23 protein-coding genes and 1 pseudogene are annotated in these 19,422 nt (G+C 72.9%); 12 read left to right on the top strand and 12 right to left on the bottom strand.

Annotated features, from left to right (window positions below):
- Window positions 1-353, bottom strand: a pseudogene (locus tag EUA93_RS21385) (hypothetical protein); the annotation flags it as partial.
- A 398-nt stretch (window positions 354-751) separates the two neighbouring features.
- Here EUA93_RS21385 and EUA93_RS21380 point away from each other — a divergent pair.
- Entirely contained in the window at window positions 752-1,366 is a 615-nt protein-coding gene (locus EUA93_RS21380; RefSeq protein ID WP_129402379.1) for a DUF6198 family protein, read from the top strand.
- 10 nt (window positions 1,367-1,376) lie between these two features.
- The gene (locus EUA93_RS21375) at window positions 1,377-2,054 is read left to right on the top strand and encodes a GOLPH3/VPS74 family protein (protein ID WP_129402378.1); all 678 of its coding nucleotides are present in this window, start codon (window positions 1,377-1,379) and stop codon (window positions 2,052-2,054) included.
- On the opposite strand, the gene EUA93_RS21370 is transcribed toward EUA93_RS21375, so the two are convergent.
- Window positions 2,051-3,058 (bottom strand): 5'-3' exonuclease, encoded by a 1,008-nt coding sequence (locus EUA93_RS21370; RefSeq protein WP_129402377.1) that lies wholly within the window; start codon window positions 3,056-3,058, stop codon window positions 2,051-2,053. The two genes, EUA93_RS21375 and EUA93_RS21370, sit on opposite strands and share 4 nt — an antisense overlap.
- A gap of 69 nt (window positions 3,059-3,127) precedes the next feature.
- Between EUA93_RS21370 and EUA93_RS21365 the strand changes: the two genes are divergently transcribed.
- On the top strand, window positions 3,128-3,451 hold the full coding sequence (locus tag EUA93_RS21365) for a putative quinol monooxygenase (RefSeq protein ID WP_129402376.1): 324 nt from the start codon (window positions 3,128-3,130) through the stop codon (window positions 3,449-3,451).
- A 3-nt stretch (window positions 3,452-3,454) separates the two neighbouring features.
- Here the strand turns inward: EUA93_RS21365 and EUA93_RS21360 are convergent, their stop codons facing one another.
- The 5 genes from EUA93_RS21360 to EUA93_RS21340 form a co-directional block, all read right to left on the bottom strand.
- Window positions 3,455-4,285: a VOC family protein gene (locus EUA93_RS21360; protein WP_129402375.1), complete on the bottom strand. Its 831-nt coding sequence runs from the start codon at window positions 4,283-4,285 to the stop codon at window positions 3,455-3,457.
- A gap of 52 nt (window positions 4,286-4,337) precedes the next feature.
- Window positions 4,338-5,315, bottom strand: coding sequence for a zinc-binding dehydrogenase (locus tag EUA93_RS21355; protein ID WP_129402374.1), 978 nt, complete (start codon window positions 5,313-5,315; stop codon window positions 4,338-4,340).
- 21 nt (window positions 5,316-5,336) lie between these two features.
- Window positions 5,337-6,068, bottom strand: a complete 732-nt coding sequence (locus EUA93_RS21350) for a GAF and ANTAR domain-containing protein (protein WP_207208895.1) — start codon at window positions 6,066-6,068, stop codon at window positions 5,337-5,339.
- Window positions 6,069-6,120: 52 nt separating this feature from the next.
- Window positions 6,121-6,771 carry a GAF and ANTAR domain-containing protein gene (locus tag EUA93_RS21345; protein WP_129402373.1) on the bottom strand — a complete coding sequence of 217 codons (651 nt, stop codon included), beginning with the start codon at window positions 6,769-6,771 and terminating at the stop codon, window positions 6,121-6,123.
- A 138-nt stretch (window positions 6,772-6,909) separates the two neighbouring features.
- Window positions 6,910-7,719, bottom strand: coding sequence for a sigma-70 family RNA polymerase sigma factor (locus tag EUA93_RS21340; protein WP_165355264.1), 810 nt, complete (start codon window positions 7,717-7,719; stop codon window positions 6,910-6,912).
- Between the two features lie 250 nt (window positions 7,720-7,969).
- Here EUA93_RS21340 and EUA93_RS21335 point away from each other — a divergent pair, with 250 nt between their 5' ends.
- The 7 genes from EUA93_RS21335 (at window position 7,970) to EUA93_RS21305 (ending at window position 14,213) form a co-directional block, all read left to right on the top strand.
- Window positions 7,970-9,046: a glycosyltransferase gene (locus EUA93_RS21335; protein ID WP_242497569.1), complete on the top strand. Its 1,077-nt coding sequence runs from the start codon at window positions 7,970-7,972 to the stop codon at window positions 9,044-9,046.
- Window positions 9,043-10,047: a glycosyltransferase family protein gene (locus EUA93_RS21330; RefSeq protein ID WP_129402370.1), complete on the top strand. Its 1,005-nt coding sequence runs from the start codon at window positions 9,043-9,045 to the stop codon at window positions 10,045-10,047. The genes EUA93_RS21335 and EUA93_RS21330 overlap by 4 nt, the downstream gene beginning before the upstream one ends.
- Window positions 10,044-10,874 (top strand): glycosyltransferase family 2 protein, encoded by an 831-nt coding sequence (locus tag EUA93_RS21325; RefSeq protein ID WP_207208894.1) that lies wholly within the window; start codon window positions 10,044-10,046, stop codon window positions 10,872-10,874. Before EUA93_RS21330 ends, EUA93_RS21325 begins: the two co-directional genes overlap by 4 nt.
- An 11-nt stretch (window positions 10,875-10,885) precedes the next feature.
- Window positions 10,886-11,980, top strand: coding sequence for a glycosyltransferase (locus EUA93_RS21320; RefSeq protein ID WP_242497568.1), 1,095 nt, complete (start codon window positions 10,886-10,888; stop codon window positions 11,978-11,980).
- On the top strand, window positions 11,977-12,228 hold the full coding sequence (locus tag EUA93_RS21885) for a DUF3253 domain-containing protein (RefSeq protein WP_207208893.1): 252 nt from the start codon (window positions 11,977-11,979) through the stop codon (window positions 12,226-12,228). Before EUA93_RS21320 ends, EUA93_RS21885 begins: the two co-directional genes overlap by 4 nt.
- A 76-nt stretch (window positions 12,229-12,304) precedes the next feature.
- The gene (locus EUA93_RS21310; protein WP_129402367.1) at window positions 12,305-13,765 is read left to right on the top strand and encodes an MFS transporter; all 1,461 of its coding nucleotides are present in this window, start codon (window positions 12,305-12,307) and stop codon (window positions 13,763-13,765) included.
- A complete protein-coding gene (locus EUA93_RS21305) occupies window positions 13,752-14,213 on the top strand; it encodes a MarR family winged helix-turn-helix transcriptional regulator (protein ID WP_129402366.1) in 462 nt (153 codons plus the stop codon). The genes EUA93_RS21310 and EUA93_RS21305 overlap by 14 nt, the downstream gene beginning before the upstream one ends.
- Here the strand turns inward: EUA93_RS21305 and EUA93_RS21300 are convergent.
- From EUA93_RS21300 to EUA93_RS21285, 4 genes are read right to left on the bottom strand one after another with little or no spacing between them, the layout of a single operon-like run.
- Complete coding sequence (locus EUA93_RS21300) at window positions 14,203-14,496, bottom strand: hypothetical protein (RefSeq protein ID WP_129402365.1); 294 nt, start codon at window positions 14,494-14,496, stop codon at window positions 14,203-14,205. The genes EUA93_RS21305 and EUA93_RS21300 overlap by 11 nt on opposite strands.
- 23 nt (window positions 14,497-14,519) lie before the next feature.
- A complete protein-coding gene (locus EUA93_RS21295) occupies window positions 14,520-15,227 on the bottom strand; it encodes a transporter substrate-binding domain-containing protein (protein ID WP_129402364.1) in 708 nt (235 codons plus the stop codon).
- Window positions 15,224-16,651 (bottom strand): short-chain fatty acid transporter, encoded by a 1,428-nt coding sequence (locus EUA93_RS21290; protein WP_129402363.1) that lies wholly within the window; start codon window positions 16,649-16,651, stop codon window positions 15,224-15,226. Before EUA93_RS21290 ends, EUA93_RS21295 begins: the two co-directional genes overlap by 4 nt.
- A 56-nt stretch (window positions 16,652-16,707) precedes the next feature.
- Entirely contained in the window at window positions 16,708-17,079 is a 372-nt protein-coding gene (locus EUA93_RS21285; RefSeq protein ID WP_129402362.1) for a DUF4440 domain-containing protein, read from the bottom strand.
- 59 nt (window positions 17,080-17,138) lie between these two features.
- On the opposite strand from EUA93_RS21285, the gene EUA93_RS21280 reads away from it, so the two are divergent.
- Both EUA93_RS21280 and EUA93_RS21275 read left to right on the top strand, forming a co-directional pair.
- Entirely contained in the window at window positions 17,139-17,579 is a 441-nt protein-coding gene (locus EUA93_RS21280; protein WP_129402361.1) for a helix-turn-helix transcriptional regulator, read from the top strand.
- The gene (locus tag EUA93_RS21275; RefSeq protein WP_129402360.1) at window positions 17,576-18,751 is read left to right on the top strand and encodes a thiolase family protein; all 1,176 of its coding nucleotides are present in this window, start codon (window positions 17,576-17,578) and stop codon (window positions 18,749-18,751) included. Before EUA93_RS21280 ends, EUA93_RS21275 begins: the two co-directional genes overlap by 4 nt.
- A gap of 15 nt (window positions 18,752-18,766) precedes the next feature.
- On the opposite strand, the gene EUA93_RS21270 is transcribed toward EUA93_RS21275, so the two are convergent.
- Window positions 18,767-19,333, bottom strand: coding sequence for a sugar O-acetyltransferase (locus EUA93_RS21270; RefSeq protein WP_129402359.1), 567 nt, complete (start codon window positions 19,331-19,333; stop codon window positions 18,767-18,769).
- Window positions 19,334-19,422: the final 89 nt, after the last annotated feature.

Genomic DNA, 19,422 nt, shown 5'->3' with positions numbered 1-19,422 from the left:
TGCGCCCAGAGTCGTGGCAGTCGGTGGCGGAGCTCGAGGGCGTGCCCGATCAGCTTCTTCGCAGCCGTCGACGAGATGCCGAGGACGGCTCCGAGCTCGGCCACACAGAACTCCGCGACCAGGGGGCAGCCGTCGCCGGCGATGGGCTCCTCGTGCTCGGAGCCGGGAGTGGTGAACGCCGCGGCGAGGTGGATGGACTCGGGCGGGTGGAGGTCGGCCCACCGGGCGGCGAGGTCGAGCTGGTCGGCAGCGGCGCGGTCCTCGACGGCCTTGCGGTCGCGCAGGGCAGCGAGCAGGGCCGAGGTAGTGAGGTCGTCCACCCCCACCTCGCCTGTCACCATTGCCTCGCTCATGTGTTCGATTATAGGTGAAGGGTCCGACAGCGACGAGGGTCGGAGATGCGAGGTTCGGTCAAGAGAGGGTCTGGTCTCGTGACGGGCGCGGGGCGCCCTCCTCGACCAACGGTGGAGGGGTGGTGAGCCTTGGTTTCGACACGCTCGCTGGCGCTCGCTGCTCAACCAGCGGCTGGGGGTCTGGTCTCGTGACGGGCGCGGGGGCGCCCTCCTCGACCAACGGTGGAGGGTGGTGGTGAGCCTTGGTCTCGACACGCTCGCTGGCGCTCGCTGCTCAACCAGCGGCTGGGCGGAGGGCCGCCTTGGTTTCGACACGCTCGCCGGCGCTCGCTGCTCAACCGGAGGCCACGCGGAACCTGCTCGACCAGCGCGCGCCCGTGGGCTGAGAAACTGTGCCCGTGATCCCCGGTCCCCGCCGCCTCGTGATGCTCGTGCTCGGCTGCCTCGTGCTCGGGACGGGCGTGGCGTTGCTGCTGGCGGCCGACCTGGGTTCGGACGGGTACTCCACCTTCATCAACGGGCTCTCCCTGACCTCGGGAGCCGCGTTCTGGATCGTCAACCTGCTCGTGGGCGTCGTGCTCGTGGCGCTGGCGGCGCTGCGCAAGGTCTACCCGGGGATCGGGACGGTCGTGCAGATGGTGCTCGTGGGCGTGACCGTGTCCGTGGTGCTCGGGTTGATCGAGACGCCCGGGGACCTGGTGTGGCGCGGGGTGCTGCTGGCGGCGGCGTTCCCGGTGCTCGCGGCGGGCATCGCGCTCTACCTCGGCAGCCACACCGGTGCCGGGCCGACGGAGGCGGCGGCGCTCGCGTGGGACCCGCCGGTGCCGTTCAAGTGGTCCTACAGCGTGGTCCAGGGCGGGGGAGCGCTCGCCGGCTGGCTGCTCGGCGCGACGATCGGGGTGGGCACGCTCGCGGTGATCGTCCTCCTCGGTCCTGCGGTGGACCTCGCAGCCAGGTGGATGAGGGTGGATCTCCGTCAGTCGGGGGATCCGTCCACGCCCGACCCTGCCTAGGGTCGGAGGCATGTTGATCACGGAGTCCCTCTTCCTGCTCCTGCGTCGCGACGACGGCAAGGCCGAGAGCGCCTTCGCCGCGAGCACCTACGGCCTCGCTGCTGCTGCCATCACCGACCTGGTGATCGCCGAACGGGTGACGCTCAGCGACGACAAGGACCCACGGATGACCGTCCTCGACGCCGGTCCCACGGGCCATCCCGCGCTGGACGCGTCGCTGACGAGGTTGCAGGAGAAGGATGGCAAGAAGCTCTCCTCCCTGGTCACCGACAGCAAGGTCGCGGTCGAGGAGCAGGTCGCCTCGGCCCTCGCCGGGCAGGGCGTGATCCGGATCGAGGAGAAGCGCGCGCTCGGCCTCGTCCCCGCGAAGTACCCCGTCCTCGACCCCGAGCCGGAGCGCCGCGTGCGCGAGCGGCTGCGGACCGTCCTGGTGGGAGGTATGCCGGAGCCCGCCGACGCGACGCTGCTGGCGGTGCTCCAGGGCCTGGGCATGGCGGAGAAGGTGCTCGCCGAGGAGAAGGGGGCGTTGTCGAAGAAGGACCTCAAGGCGCGCATCGAGCAGGTGTCGGAGGAGGTCGTCACCGGCGACGCGGTCGCGCAGGCCGTCGCCCAGGCGATCGCCGCGATGAACGTCGCGATCATGACGGCGGTCATCGTCCCCACGATCGTCAGTGGCGGATCGAGCTAGCCCGACGCCGGGCGGCTGGTCAGCACCCGCACCGCGAAGTCGGTGGTGAAGTCGTTGTCGAGGAAGCCGACCACCCGGCTCACCCGGTCGAAGTCGAGCGGCAGCAGCCCCCGCGAGCCGGGCACGTCGGGCGTCAGACCGAGGTCGAGGTCGTCCTTGCCCGACATCATCTCGACGTTGAAGTCGTAGCGCTCGCGCGCGCCGTCGGCCTGCAGGCGTCGTACGACGGTGGCGCCGATGCGGCGCCCACCGGTCTCGGCCGACCAGTCGTCGAGCGCGGCGAGGAGGTTGCGACCGTCCTGGTGGTCGATGTCGGCCCACACGGCGTCCATCGAGCCGGCGACGTCGAGCAGGATCGCCGCCGTCTTCTCGCCGATGCCCTGCACGCCGGGGAGGTTGTCGCTGGAGTCGCCGCGCATCGCGGCGAACGCGAGGTAGTTGGCCGCGCGGACGCCGTACATGTTGAACAGCCGCGCCGGGTTGAGCATCGGCGACCCGTGGATGCCGCCGTCGATCAGCCGCAGCACCTGCGTGTGCGGGCTGATGTGGGCGAAGGCATCCCGGTCGGAGGTGATGATGACGCAGTCCCAGCCGTGGGCCTCGGCCCACGTGGCTCCAGAGGCGTTGACGTCGTCGGCCTCGAGCCCGGCCGGGGTCACGGTCAGGAGGCCCAGCGCCTCGAGCAGCGCGCCGGCCCGGTCGAGCTGGTCGACCAGCTCGGGGTCCTTCTCCGCGCGCCCGGCCTTGTAGTCGGGGTAGGCGTCACGGCGTACGGACCCGGTCCGGTCGTCGAGGCCGAAGACCACGGCGTCAGGTGCGATCGTGTCGATCGACTCGAGGATCTGGCGCAGCATCCCCTGCAGCGCCCAGATCGGACGGCCCTGCCTGTCGGTGAGCCGCGTGTGCGCCCGCGCGTGGTGGTTGCGGTGCAGCAGCGAGGGGGCGTCGACGACGAGCAGCAGTCGGCGCGCGCGGCCGGCGTCGGAGGACGGGTTCTGGGTCATGGCGATCGCCGCCACTGTAGGGCTCCTCCCTAGGGTTGGGACGACACCACCGAGAGCCAGGAGCGTCCCTTGATCTTCATCACCGCCAAGTTCCCCGTGAAGCCGGAGCACGCCGAGGCGTGGCCCGAGATCTCGCGGGCCTTCACCGAGGCCACCCGCGCGGAGGAGGGCTGCCTGTGGTTCGACTGGTCGCGCAGCCTCGACGACCCGAACGAGTACGTCCTCGTCGAGGCGTTCCGCGACGGCGACGCCGGCGGTGCGCACGTCGGCAGCGACCACTTCAAGGCGGCCCAGGGCGAGCTCCCGCAGTACCTCGCCGCCACCCCGAAGATCGTCAGCCAGAGCGTCGACCAGGACGACTGGAACGAGCTCGGGGAGATGCAGGTCGGCTGAGGCTCACCCGGCCGGTGTGAACTGGCTGGCCGTGAACGTCGCGCCCTGCGGGTCGCGGACCACCGCGGTCCGCGTCCACTGCGAGTCCTCGGAGGCGAGCACGGTGCCGCCCAGCCGTTCGGCGGCGGCGGCGGTCGCGTCGCGGTCGGCCACGGTGAAGCTCACGTGCCAGGCAGCCTCCGCAGCCGGGGTGGAGGTGTCGATCCACGCCACCGCGTCGGCGAACCCCGCCGGCGCGGACACCTCGGCCTGGCGCTCGTGGATCCCGGGGTCGACGGTCGCCGCGAGGTGGTCGCCGTAGCCCGGTCGTCGTACGAGCACCGAGAAGCCCATGTCGTCGAGCTCCCAGCCGAGGACGTCGGCGTAGAAGCCGCGGACGGCGTCGACGTCGGCACCGCGCAGGTCGCTGAAGTTCCACGCACCGGGCACGTTGGCGACCTGGACCCCCAGCCGGAGGCCCGCCTGCCAGAGCCGGAAGCGCGCACCGGCCGGGTCCTCGACGACCGCCATGTGCCCGGCAGGACCCACCCCCGCGACCGGTACGACGACCCTGCCGCCGGCCGCGGTCACGCGCGAGGCGGCCGCCTCGGCGTCCTCGACAGCGACATAGGTCGTCCACCCGCCCGGGCTCGGCGGCGCCCCGGGATCGGGCTCGGCGAGCCCGGCGACGTCCTGGCCGTCGAGGCGGGCGATGACGTACTGCCCGCCGCCGACGGCCTCGAACTGCCAGCCGAACAGGCCGCCGTAGAACTCCTGCGTGGCCGCGAGGTCACGCTGCTCGAGGTCGACCCACGACGGGACGCCCTCCGGAAAGGTCCGCTGCTGTGTGTCCATGCTCCGACGCTACGACCGATTCAGGTCAACGAGCGTCCTGAAGGGAGATGGTTCAGGGGCGCAGCAGGATCTTGCCGCGGCGCCCCGGCTGGGCGCTCGCGCGCGCCGCGTCGGCGATCTCCTCGAGCCCGAAGACCTTCTCGACCGGCAGGGTCAGGGTGCCGTCGGAGATGCCGGCGACGAGCTCGCCCATCAGCGCGGCGCGCTTCTCGCCCGACATCGCCGGGAAGATCTTGCTCGCCCAGAAGCCCTTGATGACGACCTGCTTGAAGATCACGTCGCCCGACGCGATCGCCATCGTGGGGGAGGCCATCGCGCCGAAGACGACGAGCACGCCGTCCTCGGCCAGCAGCGAGACGACGTCGCCCGCCGCGCTGCCGCCGACCGAGTCGACGCCCGCGACGATCGGGGCGTCGCCCACGACCTCCTTCACCCGGTCGCGCCAGCCGTCGTCGTCGGTGGCGACGACGTCGTCGATGCCCTGCTCGCGCAGCTCGTCGACGCCGGCCGCGCGCCGGACGAGGCCGAGGACGCGCACGCCCCGCGCCTTCGCGAGCTGGGCGACCATCCGGCCGACGGCGCCGTTGGCGGTGTTCTGCACGATCCAGTCGCCCTCGGAGACCTCGAGGAAGTCGAGCAGCGCGATCGCGCTGAACGGCATCGACACCAGCTGTGAGGCGGCCTCGTCGCCCATCTGCTCGGGGATCGGGATCAGCGCCCTCGCGGTCGCGACGACGTACTCCGCCCAGGCGCCGAAGGCGCCGCCGATCGCGACCCGGGTGCCGACCTCGGGTCCGTCAGCACCCTCCCCGAGCGCCTCGACGACCCCGACCAGCTCGGTGCCGGCACGGGCGGGCATCTCCGGCTTGAAGCCGTAGCTGCCGCGCACGGTCCACAGGTCGTGGTTGTGGATGGGGGAGAGCAGGACGCGGACGAGCGCCTGACCGGGGCCGGGCTCGGGGGTCGGCACCTCCTCGACGGAGAGGACCTCGGACGGGTCGCCGAACTGGGGCTGGACGAGTGCACGCATGGAACCAGTGAAACAGGCGGCTCACGCGCCGTGACGACCAGGCTTCGGAGGGGGTGGGGCGAGGCCGGCGAGGACGTCCTCCGCGACCTCGGCCAGGCGGCGTCGGGAGGACCTCGCCTCCGCGCGCATCAGCTCGAACGCCTCCTGCAGGGGGATGCCTTGCTGCTGGGCGACGGCACCCTTCGCCTGCTCGATGACGACGCGACTGTTGAGGGCGCCCTGGAGCTGCTCGGTCAGCATCCCGGCACGCAGGATGCTCCGCTCCTGCAGGATGGCGATCGTCGCGACGTCCGCCAGCGCCTGGACGACCCGGACGTCCTCGGGGGCGAAGCGCGACCCGGTGCGACTGAAGAGGTTGAGGGCACCGATCGTGTCCTCGCGCAGGCGCAGGGGGAACGCGTGCACGGACCGCAGCCCGCCGGCGACCGCCGCGGGGGCGAAGACGGGCCACCTGGCGGTCGCGTCGTCGAGCTGGGCGTTCACCACCGGTCGTCCGGTGGTGAAGCAGTCCAGGCAGGGGCCCTCGGAGTTCTGCAGCTGGAAGAGCTCCAGCATCTTCCCCGTGTCGTTGGAGGCCGCCATGAACCGCAGGACCCGGCGGTGGTCGGCCAGGAGGATCCCGACGGCGTCCGCGCCGCTGACGTCGGCGGCGTGGTCGGTGAGGGACTGGAGGAAGTCGACGAGGTCGAAGTCGTCGACCAGCGTGTCCGCGACCTCCACGAAGAGTGCGGACAGTCGTGCGGTCGAGATCATCGAGGCTCTCCGATCACCGCTGTGGACGTGCTTCTGTGGTCGAGCGACACCATCATGAGTCTGACCCTTCATCGGTGAGCGTCAAGCGGCCGGCGAGGATGTCGAGCGACACCTCGTGGAGGCTCCTGCCTGTCTGGAAGGCGTGCGCCCGCATCCGGGCGAGCGCCGTGGCCAGGTCGGTGCGCAGCGCGACCATCACCACGCCCTGGGCCTGGAACATCTCGACCCGGAGGTCGATCGCCTCGTCCAGCGCGTGGGCCAGGCTGTCGCTCGCCCCGCTGGCGGTGCCGCGCAGCAGGACCTGCGTGGCCAGCTCGGCCATCGCCAGGCAGCGTGTGGTCCGCTCGGCGTCGAGCACCTGCGGGTCGCGGCCGTACATCGTGAGCACGCCGAACCTGGCCGCCCCCACCTGGAGCGGAAGGGCGAACACGGAGCGCAGGCCCCGGGCGGCGAGGGCGGGCGCGTACGCCACCCAGGCGGCGTCGCCGTCGAGATCCCCGCGCAGGACCGGCCGACCGAGGCGGAGGGCGTCGCGCGAGGGGCCTTCCCCCAGGCTGTACTCGAGCTCGGCAGCGTCGGCTCCCATCCGGTCCGAGGCCGCCGCCAGCGTCTCGCTCTCGCTGTCGGAGCGGACGAGCACCACCGCCGTCGCCATCCCGAGCCCGGCGCGGGCGGCGAGGCACACCCGCCGGAGCTGGTCCACCGGGTCCGCGGGGTCGGTGGCACCCGCGGGTTGCGACTCGACCAGGCGGCGGCACCACTCGAGGGCCGAGTCGCCGGCCCCGTCGTGCGAGCGCTCACCGATGGAGGCACCGTGTCCGGCGCCGCGCTGGGGCCACGCTCACGCGGCCGCGTCCCGGCACGACCCGGCCGCGCCGTCGATGGTCTCGCGCAGGCGCGCGAGGGTGTCCCGCACGAGCCGGGAGACCTGGGACTGGCTCAGGCCGAGCTCGTCGCCGATCTCGCGCTGGGTCCTCTCGTCGACGAAGCTCAGGTGCAGGAGGCGTCGGTCGAACGGTGCCAGTGCCGACAGCACGGGACCGAGGACTGTCCGGGCCTCCGCCAGCTCGAAGTCACTCACCGAGCGCGCGTCCACCAAGGTGTCGGCGAGGACGAGGTCGGCGGTCCCGGGAACGGGGCGGTCGAGGGAGGACGGCGCGAAGCATCCGGCGGTCTGGAGCGCCTCTCGCACGAGCTCCACCGCGACGTCGAGGCGCGCCGCCAGCTCGCGCTCGGTCGGCGGTCGACCCGTCGTCGGGTCGGGCCGCACCTGCTCGCGCTCGACGAGCATCCTCAGCTCCTGGACCGGGCGAGGTGGCCGGACCATCCACCCGTGGTCGCGGAAGTGCCGTTTGGTCTCGCCCGTGATGCACGGCACCGCGTAGGTCAGGAAGTCGTGCCCGGCCGTCGGGTCGAAGCGCTGGGCCGCCTTGACCAGCGCGACGTAGGCGGTCTGCTCGAGGTCCTCGCCCTCGCACCCGCGCCCCCCGAACTTCCGGGCGATGCGCCGGGCGACGGGGAGGTTGACGAGGATCAGCTCGAGGACCAGCTCCTCGCGCTGCACGGGATCGACGTCTCCGCGGAGCCGGTCGACGAGCCGGGCGGTGGTCTCGGCCCGGTCAGGCGTCGGCGGGGTGCTGAGGGGGCGCATGGAAGCTCCGAGGTCGCTGGAAGGCGCCATCGAAGTCCTGGATGGTCGGGCATCGTCGATGCCCCGCTCGTGAAACGTAGCCCAGCTCCGTCCGGGGGCCCACACCCCCAAGGGGCGGGACTGCTGGATCGCCCGGAGCAGGACGGGGTACCCCATGGGCTCGCAACGCTCGCCCGAGCGTCCCCGCACCCGTGGAGTCGCCCATGTCCGTCCTTCCCATCGACTGCCCCCCGTCCGGCGAGCAACCCGGGTGACCGGGGGTCTGCGCGTGTGCCTGATCGCCTCCAGCAGGTTCCCGATCCGCGAGCCCTTCGCCGGCGGGCTGGAGGCGCACACCTCCACCCTCGCGACCGAGCTCCACCGGCGTGGGAACACCGTGTCGGTCTTCGCGGCGCCGGGGTCCCACCTCGAGTGCCCGGTCGAGCTCCTCGACGTGCCGCCGTTCCGCGCGAGCCGCGCGGCACGTGCCGACGTCGCGGCCCCTCCCGAGCTCTGGATGCAGGAGCACCACGCCTACCTGACGCTGATGATGCGGCTGGTCCGCAGTGGAGCCCGCGAGTTCGACGTGGTGCTCAACAACAGCCTCCACCACCTGCCGGTGGCGATGGCGTCGGTGCTGCCCGTGCCGATGGTGACGATCCTGCACACGCCGCCCGTCCCGTGGCTCGAGTCGGCGATCGAGGTCGCAGGATCGGGCAGCACCTTCGTCACGGTCAGCGCGGCGATGGGACGCGCCTGGGCCCACGCCACGACGTCGCACACCATCCTCAACGGCGTCGACGGGGCTCGCTGGAAGCCCGGCCCGGGTGGGCAGGACGCGGTCTGGTCCGGGCGCATCGCACCGGAGAAGGCGCCCCACGAGGCGATCGATGCCGCGCGACGCAGTGGGCGCGCGATCGTGCTCGCCGGTCCGATCATGGACGAGGACTACTTCGAGAAGGAGGTCCGGCACCGGCTCGGTCCCGAGGTGCGCTACGCCGGGCACCTCGGCCAGGAGGAGCTCTGCCGGCTGGTGGGCTCGTCCGAGGTCGCGCTGGTGACGCCCACCTGGGACGAGCCGTTCGGCCTGGTCGCCGCCGAGGCGATGTCGTGCGGGACACCCGTGGCGGGATACGCCCGCGGCGGTCTCGTGGAGATCGTGACCCCCGAGTCGGGACGGCTCGCGACCTCCCGCGACGTGCCCGCACTCGCGGTTGCCATCGACGCCGCCGCCGGGCTCGACCGCCGTGCGGTCCACGCGCACGCGACCGCTGCGCACGGCCTCGCCCGGATGGTCGACGACTACGAGGCCCTGTTCGCGTCGCTGCTCCTCGAGGAGGCCGCGTGATCGGCTACTACGTCCACCACGTCGGCACCGGACACCTGAACCGCGCCCGGGCGGTGGCCACCCACCTCCCGGTGACGGGCCTGTCCTCGCTCCCGCGCCCCGACGACTGGACGGGCGACTGGGTGCTCCTCGACCGCGACGACCGGGGCGAGGTCCCGACCGACCCGACGGCCGGTGGCTCGCTCCACTGGGCGCCTCTCGGCGACGCCGGCCTGCGCAGCCGGATGGCGGTCATCTCCTCGTGGATCTCGCGAGCACGGCCCGCCGCGCTGGTCAGCGACGTCTCGGCGGAGGTCGCCCTCCTCGCGCGCCTCCACGGGGTGCCGGTCGTGTCGATCGTGATGCCGGGGGACCGCAGCGACCGGGCACACCGGAGCGGGTACGCCGCCAGCACCGCGCTGGTCGCCGCCTGGCCGCCCGAGGCGAGCGACATGGTGCGGGGACTGACTCCCGTCGATCGCGGACGCCTGCACCAGGTGGGAGGGATGTCACGCATCCCGCTGGGCATGCGGTCGGTCGCGCCGCCGGCGAGCAGCGACGGCCGCCGCTCGGCGCTGCTGGTCTCCGGCCGCGGGGGCGGCCACCCGACCCGCGAGCAGGTCGAGCGGATCGTGGCCGACAGCCCGGGCTGGTCGTGGCGCGTGCTGGGCGGCTCGGGGGAGTGGAGCGACGACCCGGGATCCGCCATGCGCGACGCCGACGTGGTCGTCCTGCAGGCCGGCCAGAGCTCGATCGCCGACGTCGCGTCCGCGCGACGCCCGGCGGTCGTGGTCCTGGCGCGACGCCCCTTCGACGAGCAGGTGGCGACCGGGGCGGTGCTGGAGGGGGCGGCCTGGCCGTGCCGCGTGCTGTCGCACCTCCCGACATCGGGATGGACGGCCCTGCTCGACGAGACCGCCTCCCTGGACGCCGGACTGTGGCACCTCTGGAGCGACGGGCGCGCCGTCGACCGCTTCGTCGCCGTCATCGAGGCCGTCGCGCTGACCGGGAGCACGTCATGAGGATCCGCACGGCCGTGGTCACCATCGCCCACGGTCGTCACGAGCACCTCCACCGGCAGCGCGAGTCCCTCCTGGCCGGCAGCCTGCGTCCCGACCTCCACGTCGTGGTCGCGATGTCCGACCCGGTGCTCGAGTCGTGGCGGCCGGAGGGACCGGTGCCCACGCGCGTGGTCCGCGCACCTGATGACGCGCGCGGGTTGCCGCTGGCCGCAGCCCGCAACCTGGGCGCCGCCGTGGCGACCGAGGCCGGCGCCACGGTGGTCGTCGGCCTGGACGTCGACTGCCTGGTCGGGACCGACCTGGTGGCGGCGTACCGCGACGCCGTGCGCTCGGAGCCGACGGTCCTCTGGTCGGGGCCCGTGACCTACCTCCCGGCCTCGGCGCGGGGGATCGCCCCGTCGGCGCTCGCGGAGCACGACGCCCCGCACCCCGCACGTCCCGCGCCGGCACCGGGCCAGCGGTGGACCGGGGGTGACCCCGACCTGTTCTGGTCGCTGTCCTACGCCGTGCACTCCCGCACGTGGTCGAGCGTCGGAGGCTTCTGCGAGGAGTACGCCGGCTACGGGGGCGAGGACACCGACCTCGGCCGGACCTGGGCGGCGTCGGGACGTCCCCTGGGCTGGGTCGGCGGAGCGCGGGCCTACCACCAGCACCACGACACGGAGAGTCCTCCGGTGCGGCACCTCGACGACATCCTGCGCAACGGCGCCCTCTTCGCGCGGCGGTGGGGGTGGTGGCCGATGACCGGCTGGCTGGCGTCCTTCGAGGAGCAGGGGCTCGTCGTACGCCTCCCCGACGGCGGCTGGGCACGCGGGAGCGCCACGTGATCCCGCGGACCGTGAGCGACGACGCCGTGGTGGTCGCGTCGGTGCCCGCACGTCACGTCTACGTCCGACACCTCGCGGAGACGGTGGAGACCCGCGTGCTACGGCTGCCCGACCCCGATCCCGACGACCCGAGTCGGATCGCCCGTGGCGCGTGGTGGCCGCCGGTGATGCTGGACCCCGCGTGGATCGCGCGCGAGGACTTCGACGTCTTCCACCTCCAGTTCGGCTTCGACGCGTGGTCGGCCGACGGGCTCCGCACGGTGGTCGACGCGCTGCGGCGCAAGGGCACCCCGCTCGTCTACACGGTCCACGACCTGCGCAACCCGCACCACGAGGACCGCACGCTGCACGACGCGCAGCTGGACGTGCTGGTCCCGGCGGCCGACGCCCTCGTCACCCTCACCGAGGGTGCCGCCGCGGAGATCCGGCGACGGTGGGGGCGCACGGCGCACGTCGTCCCGCACCCGCACGTCGTGGACCTCGCGACGATGCAGAGCGTCCACGACGCTGCTCCCGAGCGCGGGCGCGGGCCGCGCATCGGCCTGCACGTGAAGAGCCTGCGGGCGAGCATGAACCCGCTCACCCTGCTGTCCACCCTCCTTGCGTACGTCGCCGCGACCCCGGGTGCCGTCCTGCAGGTCAACGGCCACCGCGACGTGCTCGAGACCGCCGGCGCCCGCTACGACGAGCCGCTGGCCCGGAAGCTGCGGCTCGCCGCGGCACGCGGTCTGGTCGACCTGCGGGTGCACGACTTCATGACCGACGACGACCTCTACGCCTACCTCGCCTCGCTGGACGTGTCCGTCCTGCCCTACCGCTTCGGCACCCACTCGGGATGGCTGGAGGCGTGTCGCGACGTCGGGACCACCGTCGTGGCCCCCGACTGCGGCTACTACGCCGACCAAGGACCGGTGTTCACCTTCCACAACGACGGGCTGGACCGGGACGGCTCGTCCCTGCGCGCAGCGCTGGAGGACGCGGTGGCGCACCCGGGCTGGGGGGCCGTCACCGTGGCCGAGCGGCGGGCCCAGCGGACGGAGGTCGCCGACTTCCACGCGGAGCTCTACCGCTCGCTCGCGCGGGTCCGAGGCACACTCGACGGGTGAGCGACTCCGACCAGCGCCTCGAGGCAGCGATCCTCGACCTGCTCGCCCGACGGGCCCCGACGGCGACCATCTGCCCGTCCGACGCAGCCCGCGAGGTGGGCGACGCCGACGGCTGGCGCGAGCTGATGGAGCCTGCCCGCCGGGCCGCCGCCCGGCTCGTCGCGCGCGGCGAGGTCGAGATCACCCAGGGCGGCCAGGTGGTCGACCTCGCCACGGCGAAGGGCCCCATCAGGATCCGCCGCCGGTGAGCGAGCCGCGGAGGTGTGCCCCGGATCACACGTGGGACGAATTGGTTGCGGTCCGCAACATATGTAACTTACACACATGACCACTCGTACGGACGCCGCGCAGCGCCCCGGACTCGCGATCGCGGTCCTCTGCGCCGGAGGCCTCAGTGCCGCCCTCACCCAGACCATGGTGATCCCGATCCAGAGCGAGCTGCCCCAGCTGCTCTCGACGTCGGCCTCCAACGCGTCGTGGGTCATCACCATCACGCTGCTCGCCGCAGCTGTGACCATGCCGGTCGCCGGGCGCATCGCCGACATGATCGGCAAGCAGCGCGTCCTGACCGCGAGCGCCGCGCTCCTCACCATCGGCTCCGTGGTGTGTGCCGTCTCCGACTCGCTCGTCCCGGTGCTGGCCGGTCGCGCCCTGCAGGGGCTGGCGATGGGGTTCATCCCCGTCGGCATCTCCTTCATCCGCCAGTTCGCTCCGCCGGAGATGGCCTCGACCGGCGTCGCCACGATGAGCGCCACGCTCGGCGTCGGTGGCGCGATCGGCCTGCCGCTCGCCGCGTGGATCGCCGACTCGGGCGACTGGCACGCCCTGTTCTGGGTCGCCGCCGGCCTCTCCGCCGTGATCACCGCCCTCACCTGGTTCGCGGTCCCGCACGTGCACGACGGCCACGACGGCACGCTCGACATCCCGGGCACGATCGGCCTCGCCATCGGTCTCTCGTCCTTCCTCGTGGGCGTCTCCAAGGGCAGCACCTGGGGCTGGGACAGCGGTCGCACCTGGGGCGCGATCGTCCTGGGCATCGTCGTCCTGCTCGCCTGGGGCGCCTTCGAGCTCCGCCAGTCCGAGCCGCTCGTCGACCTGCGCACGACCGCCTCTCCCGCCGTGCTGATGACCAACCTCGCCGCCGTCGCGATCGGCTTCGGCATGATGGCGCAGTCGATCGTGGTGCCCCAGCTGCTCCAGATGCCGGAGGTCACCGGCTACGGTCTCGGCCAGTCGATCCTCGCGGCCGGCCTCTGGATGGCCCCGGCCGGCCTGATGATGCTGGTCTTCGCGCCGGTGTCCAGCGGGCTGATGAAGAGCATCGGCGCCAAGAAGACGCTCATGATCGGCGCCACCGTGCTCGGTGCGGGCTACCTCGTCGCGCTCGTGATGATGGCCGCACCGTGGCAGCTGCTCGTCGCCTCGTGCGTCGCCTCGGCCGGTGTCGGCATCGGCTACGCCGCGATGCCCACGCTGATCCTCGACTCCGTCCCCGCCCACGAGGCCGGCTCCGCGGTGGGCGTCAACGGGCTGATGCGCTCGGCAGGTACGACGCTCGCCGCTGCCGTGATGGCCACGCTGCTCACCAGCAGCACGGTCGACCTCGGCGGGTTCGCCGTCCCGAGCGAGTCGGCCTTCCGCTGGTGCTTCGTGGTGGGTGCCGTCGCCGCGTTCGTCGGCGTCGCCCTCGCCTCGATGGTCCCGGTCGTGAAGCGCCGGGCCGACGCCATCGGCGTCGAGCTCGACGAGACCACCGACGAGACACCGGCCGATGCCCACGCGTGACGTCGTGCAGGTCACCGACGCGACCCTGACCGCCCTCCGGCACGAGCTCATGCGGCTCGGCCGGAGGCGCGAGACGAACGCGTCGGTGACCGACCTCGACGCCTCGGCGTTCAAGATCCTGTGGCTGGTGGTCGAGCACGGGCCGCACACCCTGCGCGGGCTCGCGGAGGGGCTCCAGCTCGAGCAGTCGACGATCAACCGCCAGGTCCACGCAGCGGTCGACCGCGGGTGGGTCGAGCGCTACGACGACCCGGACTCGCCGGCGATGCTGGTCCGCGCCACGGCGCCGGGCGAGACGGCGTACCGGGTCGAGTCCCGGGCGCGCGCCGACGGGCTCCGGATGATCGTGGACACGCTGGGGGAGCGGGCGGTCGCCGACCTGGCCGGCGGCCTGGCGCGCTTCAACGACGCGATCGAGGACGCGGTCGAGGCCAAGCTCACTCCGTGAAGAGCTGGTCCTCGGCCTCCGCGGACGTCACCTCGAGGCGCAGCCGGAGCACGTGCTCGGGCTCGACGTTGACGCGGGTGAGGATCGCCTGGACCTGCGGCAGCACCCAGCTGTAGGACTGGACGGCGACCCGGGCCGCCTCGGTCGGGACCTGCAGCCACACGACGGGGCCGCCGTCGCGGTCGGGCAGCCAGTGCGCCGCCGTGACCCCCACCGGGCCGAGCGAGGCGACGAGCGGCAGCATGGCCGCGTCGGCAGAGCGTCGGGTGTGGTCGTCGACCATGCAGCCACGCTAGCCCGGCCCCCTCAGGAGGGCGGCGCGACCGTGGCCTCGACGCCGCTGCGGACCAGCTCGTCGCGCACGAATCCGGAGGCCTTGAGCTCCTCGACGTGCGCGGCCACCGCGGCCACGACCGCGGGGTCGAGCCCGCGCGGCAGGCCGACGGACTGCTGGATCTCCATGAAGGCCGGCTCGAGGATCCGGCGCCCGGTCGCGGCGACGTACTGCTCCATCGGCTGGCGCACGCCGGCCGCCGCGTCGAGGCCCTGCTCCTCGAAGACGTCGGTCGCCTCGTCGGCACGCACGAGCTCGGCGTGCTGGAGGCTGCGGGTGAGGAAGAGGTCGTACGCCGACCCGGTGCGGACGCCGATCCGCACCCCGTCGCGGTCGACCTGGTCGGCGGAGGTCAGCGGTGAGTCGGCGTCGACGACGTGGACGCCCTCGATGAGGACGTAGGGCGCGGTGAACGCGACGCCCTCCTCGCGGGCCGGCTCGTTGGCGAGGAAGCAGAGGTCGACCCGCCCCTCGACGATCGCGGCGTAGGAGTCGCGTGCGGCCTCGACGCAGGAGAGCTCGAGCGGGACGCCGAGCCAGTCGGCGACCGACCGCGCGATCGCGACGGTGACGCCGCGCGGGTCGTCGGCCGTGCCCTGGGCGAGCACCGGGTTGCCGAGGTTGATGACGACGCGGAGGGTTCCGGTGGGGGCGACGACCCGCGCCAGCGACGCGCTCATGGCATCACCGGCGGGACGAACTCGAACGTCATCCCGAGCAGCCAGAGGAGCAGCAGCACCACGGGCAGGTGGAAGAGGAACTGCAGGAAGGTGAAGCCGACCAGGTCGCGCGCCCGCACCCCGAGCACGGCGAGCAGCGGCAGCATGAAGAACGGGTTGACCAGGTTGGGCAGCGCCTCCGCGGCGTTGTAGATCTGCACCGTCCAGCCGAGGTTCATCCCGACGTCGGTCGCGGACTGCATGACGTAGGGCGCCTCGACCAGCCACTTGCCGCCGCCGGACGGGACGAGCAGGCCGAGCAGCGCGGTGTAGAGCGCGATCACCACGGCGAAGGCGCCGCCACCGCCGATGCTGGTGAACAGGTCGGCGAGGTGGTGCGAGACGGTCACGCCACCGCGGCCCTCGGCCCGGGTCAGGACCGCGGCCATGGCGGCGTACAGCGGGAACTGGACGAGCACGCCCGCGGTCGTCGGCACCGCCTTGGTGACCGCGTTGAGGAAGCCGCGCGGGGTGCCGTGGAGGACGAGGCCGAGGATCAGGAAGACCATGAGGTAGCCGTTGAGGCTGCTGATCACGGTGAGGAAGGGCAGCGTCGCGAGCTGCTGGACCAGCCAGCCGAGCGTGAGCAGGCCGACCAGGGCCGGCAGGATCCGGGAGTACTCGAGCCACTCGCCGGGCCGGGTGCGCTCGGCCATCGGCGCGACCTCGTCGGAGAGGTCGATGCCCATGTCCTCGGCCGTCTTGACCGCCTTGCCCTGCGGGGCCGACGCCCAGGCGATGACGACGCTGAGCGCGATCAGGACGGCGGCCATCACGAGCGACTGCCAGGTGAGGATCGTCGTGCCGAAGTCGAGCACGCCGGTGATCTCCAGCAGCTCCGGCGGGAGGGACGCCGCGGTCGCCTGGAGCTGGGCGGCCGACGACGAGAGGCCGAGCGCCCAGACGGCGCCGAGCCCGAGGTACGCCGCCGCGCCGAGCGCGCGGTAGTCGGCGCGCAGGTCGGTGCGGCGCGCGATCGCCCGGGCGAGCAGGCCGCTGAAGACGAGGCTGAGGCCCCAGTTGAGCATCGACACCAGGCACGACAGCAGCGCGACGAAGGCGACCGAGCCGCGCGGCGTCGACGGGTAGAGCGCGATCCGCTCGATGACCTTCGCGACCGGCGGCGAGGTCGCGACGACGTAGCCGGTCAGCACCACCATCGCCATCTGGAGCGTGAAGGTCGCGAGGTCCCAGAAGCCGCCGCCGAAGGTCTCGGCGACGGTGACCGGGCTCGAGCCGTTGACCATCGCGGCGACCGAGACGATCACGACGCCGGCGAGGGCGAAGACGTAGGCGTCGGGGAACCACTTCTCGGTCCACGCCGCGCTCTTCTGGGCGAGGCGGGCGAGTCCTCGTTCTTCTGTCGTGCCTGAGATCGTCGACATGGTCGACGAACGTATCGGAACCCGCCGGAGAGCGGCACGATCGGGGGAGGCGCGCCCTAGGAGCCGGGCTGATCGAGCGGCGTCAGGACGGCGACCTGCCACTCGTCGTCGGTGCGGCCGAGCTGGTAGCAGAAGCGCTCGCGCTCGGCGCCGTCGAAGCTCCAGCGGACGTCGGCCCAGATCGCGTCGGCGGTCGAGGCGAGGACGGTGACGTCGGGCTCCGCCTCGGCCACGCCGTCGTACTGCTCCCAGGACGAGGCGAAGAACTCCGCGGTCTGGCTGCGGTCGGAGACCGCGATCGCCCGGCCGGGGAAGAGGACGAGGGCCGGGACGGCGTACATCCGGGCGATCGCGTCCTCGTCGCGCGCGAGCAGCGCGGCGGCGTAGTCGGTGAAGAACGTGGCGGCGATGTCTGCTGTGGTGGTCATGGCACCCACGGTGCCGGGCAACCCGGACAAGCCGGTGTCGGGTTCACTACCGTGCCTGCATGGACCCCTCGGCCGAGCTCGCGGCGGCCTCCCGCGACGGACACCTCGCCCTCCGGCGCGTCGAGCGGCAGCAGTGGCTGGTCGAGAGGCTGTACGCCGCCCACGGGACGCTGCTCCTGCTGGACGACCTCGCCGTCGAGCTCGGGGTGTCCGGACGCACGGTCGCGCGCGACGTGGCGCGTCTGCGGGACGCCGGGCTGCCGATCGAGACGCGCCAGGGCCGGGACGGCGGGGTCCGGTTGGACGTGTCGGGTGACCGGCTGCGCCCGGTCGACCTCGACCTGCCGGAGATCGCCGCGCTGCTCTCCTCGCTCGCCGTCCTCGGACCGAGCGCCAGCGCGAGTGCGTCGTCGGCTGCCCTGAAGCTGGCCGCGGCCCTGGGCGGTCGGACGCCGGCTGGCAGGATCGCTCGGGACCCGACCGAGCAGGAGACCAGATGACCTCGCACGACGCCTTCGTCTACGCCTATGCGCGCACGCCGTTCGGCCGGTTCGGCGGCGGCCTGTCCGATCGTCGGCCGGACGACCTCGCGGCGGCCGTGGTGTCCGACGTGCTGGGCCGGGCGCCGGGGCTGGACCCCGCCGACATCAGCGACGTCTTCTGGGGCTGCGCGAACCAGGCCGGTGAGGACAACCGCAACGTCGGCCGGATGGCCGTGCTGCTCGCCGGGCTGCCGACCTCGGTGCCCGCCACGACCGTCAACCGGCTCTGCGGCTCGTCGCTCGACGCCGCGATCCAGGGCTCCCGGGCGATCGAGTCCGGCGACGCCGACGTCGTGCTGGTGGGTGGTGTGGAGTCGATGACGCGAGCGCCGTGGGTGCTCCCGAAGCCGTCGCGCGCCTTCCCGGCCGGCAGCGCCGAGCTGGTGTCGACGACGCTCGGCTGGCGGCTGGTCAACCCGGCGATGCCGGCGGAGTGGACGGTCTCGCTGGGGGAGTGCAACGAGCTCCTCGGTGAGCGGTTCGGGATCTCGCGCGAGCGGCAGGACGAGTTCGCCGCCCGCTCCCACCAGCTGGCTGCGGCCGCGTGGGACGAGGGCTTCTACGACGGCTGGGTCGTCCCCGTCGGTGACGTGGTCCGCGACGAAGGGGTGCGACCGGACTCCTCTCTCGAGAAGCTGGCGGGCCTGAAGCCGTCGTTCCGGCCCGACGGGACGATCACGGCCGGCAACGCCTCGCCCCTGAGCGATGGCGCGTCCGCGGTGCTGCTGGGCGCGTCGGGGGCGGTCCCCGGCCTCGACCCGGTGGCCCGGATCGCGGGTCGTGGTGTGTTCGCCAACGACCCGCAGGACTTCGGCTACGCCCCGGTCGAGGCGGTCGACCGGGCGCTCGCCCGCGCCGGGATCACCTGGTCCGACGTGTCGGCGGTCGAGCTCAACGAAGCCTTCGCAGTGCAGTCGCTGGCGTGCCTCGACGCGTGGCCCGTCGACGCCTCGCTGGTCAACGCGAAGGGCGGCGCTCTCGCGATCGGGCACCCGCTCGGCGCGTCGGGTGGCCGGGTCCTGGCGACGCTCGCCGAGCGGCTGCGGGTCAGCGGTGACCGCTGGGGTGTCGCCGCGATCTGCATCGGGGTCGGGCAGGGGCTGGCTGTCGTGCTCGAGAACGCGGCCTGACCCGCCAGGCCCGGGTCAGAGCTCGCGGAGGACCTTCGCGGGCACCCCGACGGCAAGGACACCTTCGGGGAGGTCGCGGGTCACGACCGATCCCGCGCCGACCACGGTGTTCGCGCCGATGGTGACGCCCGGGCACACGATCACTCCGCCACCGAGCCAGACGTTGTCGCCGATGGTGATCGGCTCGGCCGCCTCCCACTTGTCGCGCCGCGGTCCGGCCTCGAGGGGATGGGTGGCGGTGAGGAGCTGGACGTTCGGGCCGATCTGCACGTCGTCCCCGACCGTCACGGTCGCGACGTCGAGGCTGGTCAGCCCCCAGTTGGCGAAGGTGCGCGCCCCGACGTGGGTCTGGTAGCCGTAGTCGCAGTGGAACGGCGGCCGGATCTCGCTTCCCTCGCCGAACGACCCGAGCAGGTCGGTCAGCACCCCACGCCGCCCGACGTGGTCCGCCGGGTCCATCGTGTTGAACCGGTGCGCGAGCCGCTGCGCCCGGTCCGACTCCTGTGCCAGGACCGGGTCGTCGGCGATGTAGAGCTCACCGGCCAGCATCCGGTCCCGCATGGTCCGCTCGTCGTCGCTCATGCCTGCGACCCTACGGACATGCCTGTGGCCCCGCCGTCGTGGTGTCTGGCGGGGTGTGGGGCGGGGTCATGGTCGTTCGGGCTCGAGTG

The sequence above is a fragment of the Nocardioides oleivorans genome (assembly GCF_004137255.1).
In the GTDB taxonomy this organism is placed as follows: Bacteria; Actinomycetota; Actinomycetes; order Propionibacteriales; family Nocardioidaceae; genus Nocardioides; species Nocardioides oleivorans.
The sequence above is the reverse complement of the archived record's forward strand: the minus strand, read 5'-3'. Positions and strand labels throughout refer to the sequence as shown.

What these genes read in the sequence shown, in the direction of transcription:
- EUA93_RS21350 (WP_207208895.1), bottom strand. Translation starts at nt 6,068, where the DNA reads ATGATCTCGACCGCACGACTGTCCGCACTCTTCGTGGAGGTCGCGGAC.
- EUA93_RS21290 (WP_129402363.1), bottom strand. Translation starts at nt 16,651, where the DNA reads ATGTCGACGATCTCAGGCACGACAGAAGAACGAGGACTCGCCCGCCTC.
- EUA93_RS21370 (WP_129402377.1), bottom strand. Translation starts at nt 3,058, where the DNA reads ATGACCCAGAACCCGTCCTCCGACGCCGGCCGCGCGCGCCGACTGCTG.
- EUA93_RS21285 (WP_129402362.1), bottom strand. Translation starts at nt 17,079, where the DNA reads ATGACCACCACAGCAGACATCGCCGCCACGTTCTTCACCGACTACGCC.
- EUA93_RS21360 (WP_129402375.1), bottom strand. Translation starts at nt 4,285, where the DNA reads ATGGACACACAGCAGCGGACCTTTCCGGAGGGCGTCCCGTCGTGGGTC.
- EUA93_RS21280 (WP_129402361.1), top strand. Translation starts at nt 17,139, where the DNA reads ATGGACCCCTCGGCCGAGCTCGCGGCGGCCTCCCGCGACGGACACCTC.
- EUA93_RS21340 (WP_165355264.1), bottom strand. Translation starts at nt 7,719, where the DNA reads ATGCGCCCCCTCAGCACCCCGCCGACGCCTGACCGGGCCGAGACCACC.
- EUA93_RS21375 (WP_129402378.1), top strand. Translation starts at nt 1,377, where the DNA reads ATGTTGATCACGGAGTCCCTCTTCCTGCTCCTGCGTCGCGACGACGGC.
- EUA93_RS21275 (WP_129402360.1), top strand. Translation starts at nt 17,576, where the DNA reads ATGACCTCGCACGACGCCTTCGTCTACGCCTATGCGCGCACGCCGTTC.
- EUA93_RS21300 (WP_129402365.1), bottom strand. Translation starts at nt 14,496, where the DNA reads ATGGTCGACGACCACACCCGACGCTCTGCCGACGCGGCCATGCTGCCG.
- EUA93_RS21305 (WP_129402366.1), top strand. Translation starts at nt 13,752, where the DNA reads ATGCCCACGCGTGACGTCGTGCAGGTCACCGACGCGACCCTGACCGCC.
- EUA93_RS21355 (WP_129402374.1), bottom strand. Translation starts at nt 5,315, where the DNA reads ATGCGTGCACTCGTCCAGCCCCAGTTCGGCGACCCGTCCGAGGTCCTC.
- EUA93_RS21295 (WP_129402364.1), bottom strand. Translation starts at nt 15,227, where the DNA reads ATGAGCGCGTCGCTGGCGCGGGTCGTCGCCCCCACCGGAACCCTCCGC.
- EUA93_RS21310 (WP_129402367.1), top strand. Translation starts at nt 12,305, where the DNA reads ATGACCACTCGTACGGACGCCGCGCAGCGCCCCGGACTCGCGATCGCG.
- EUA93_RS21270 (WP_129402359.1), bottom strand. Translation starts at nt 19,333, where the DNA reads ATGAGCGACGACGAGCGGACCATGCGGGACCGGATGCTGGCCGGTGAG.
- EUA93_RS21325 (WP_207208894.1), top strand. Translation starts at nt 10,044, where the DNA reads ATGAGGATCCGCACGGCCGTGGTCACCATCGCCCACGGTCGTCACGAG.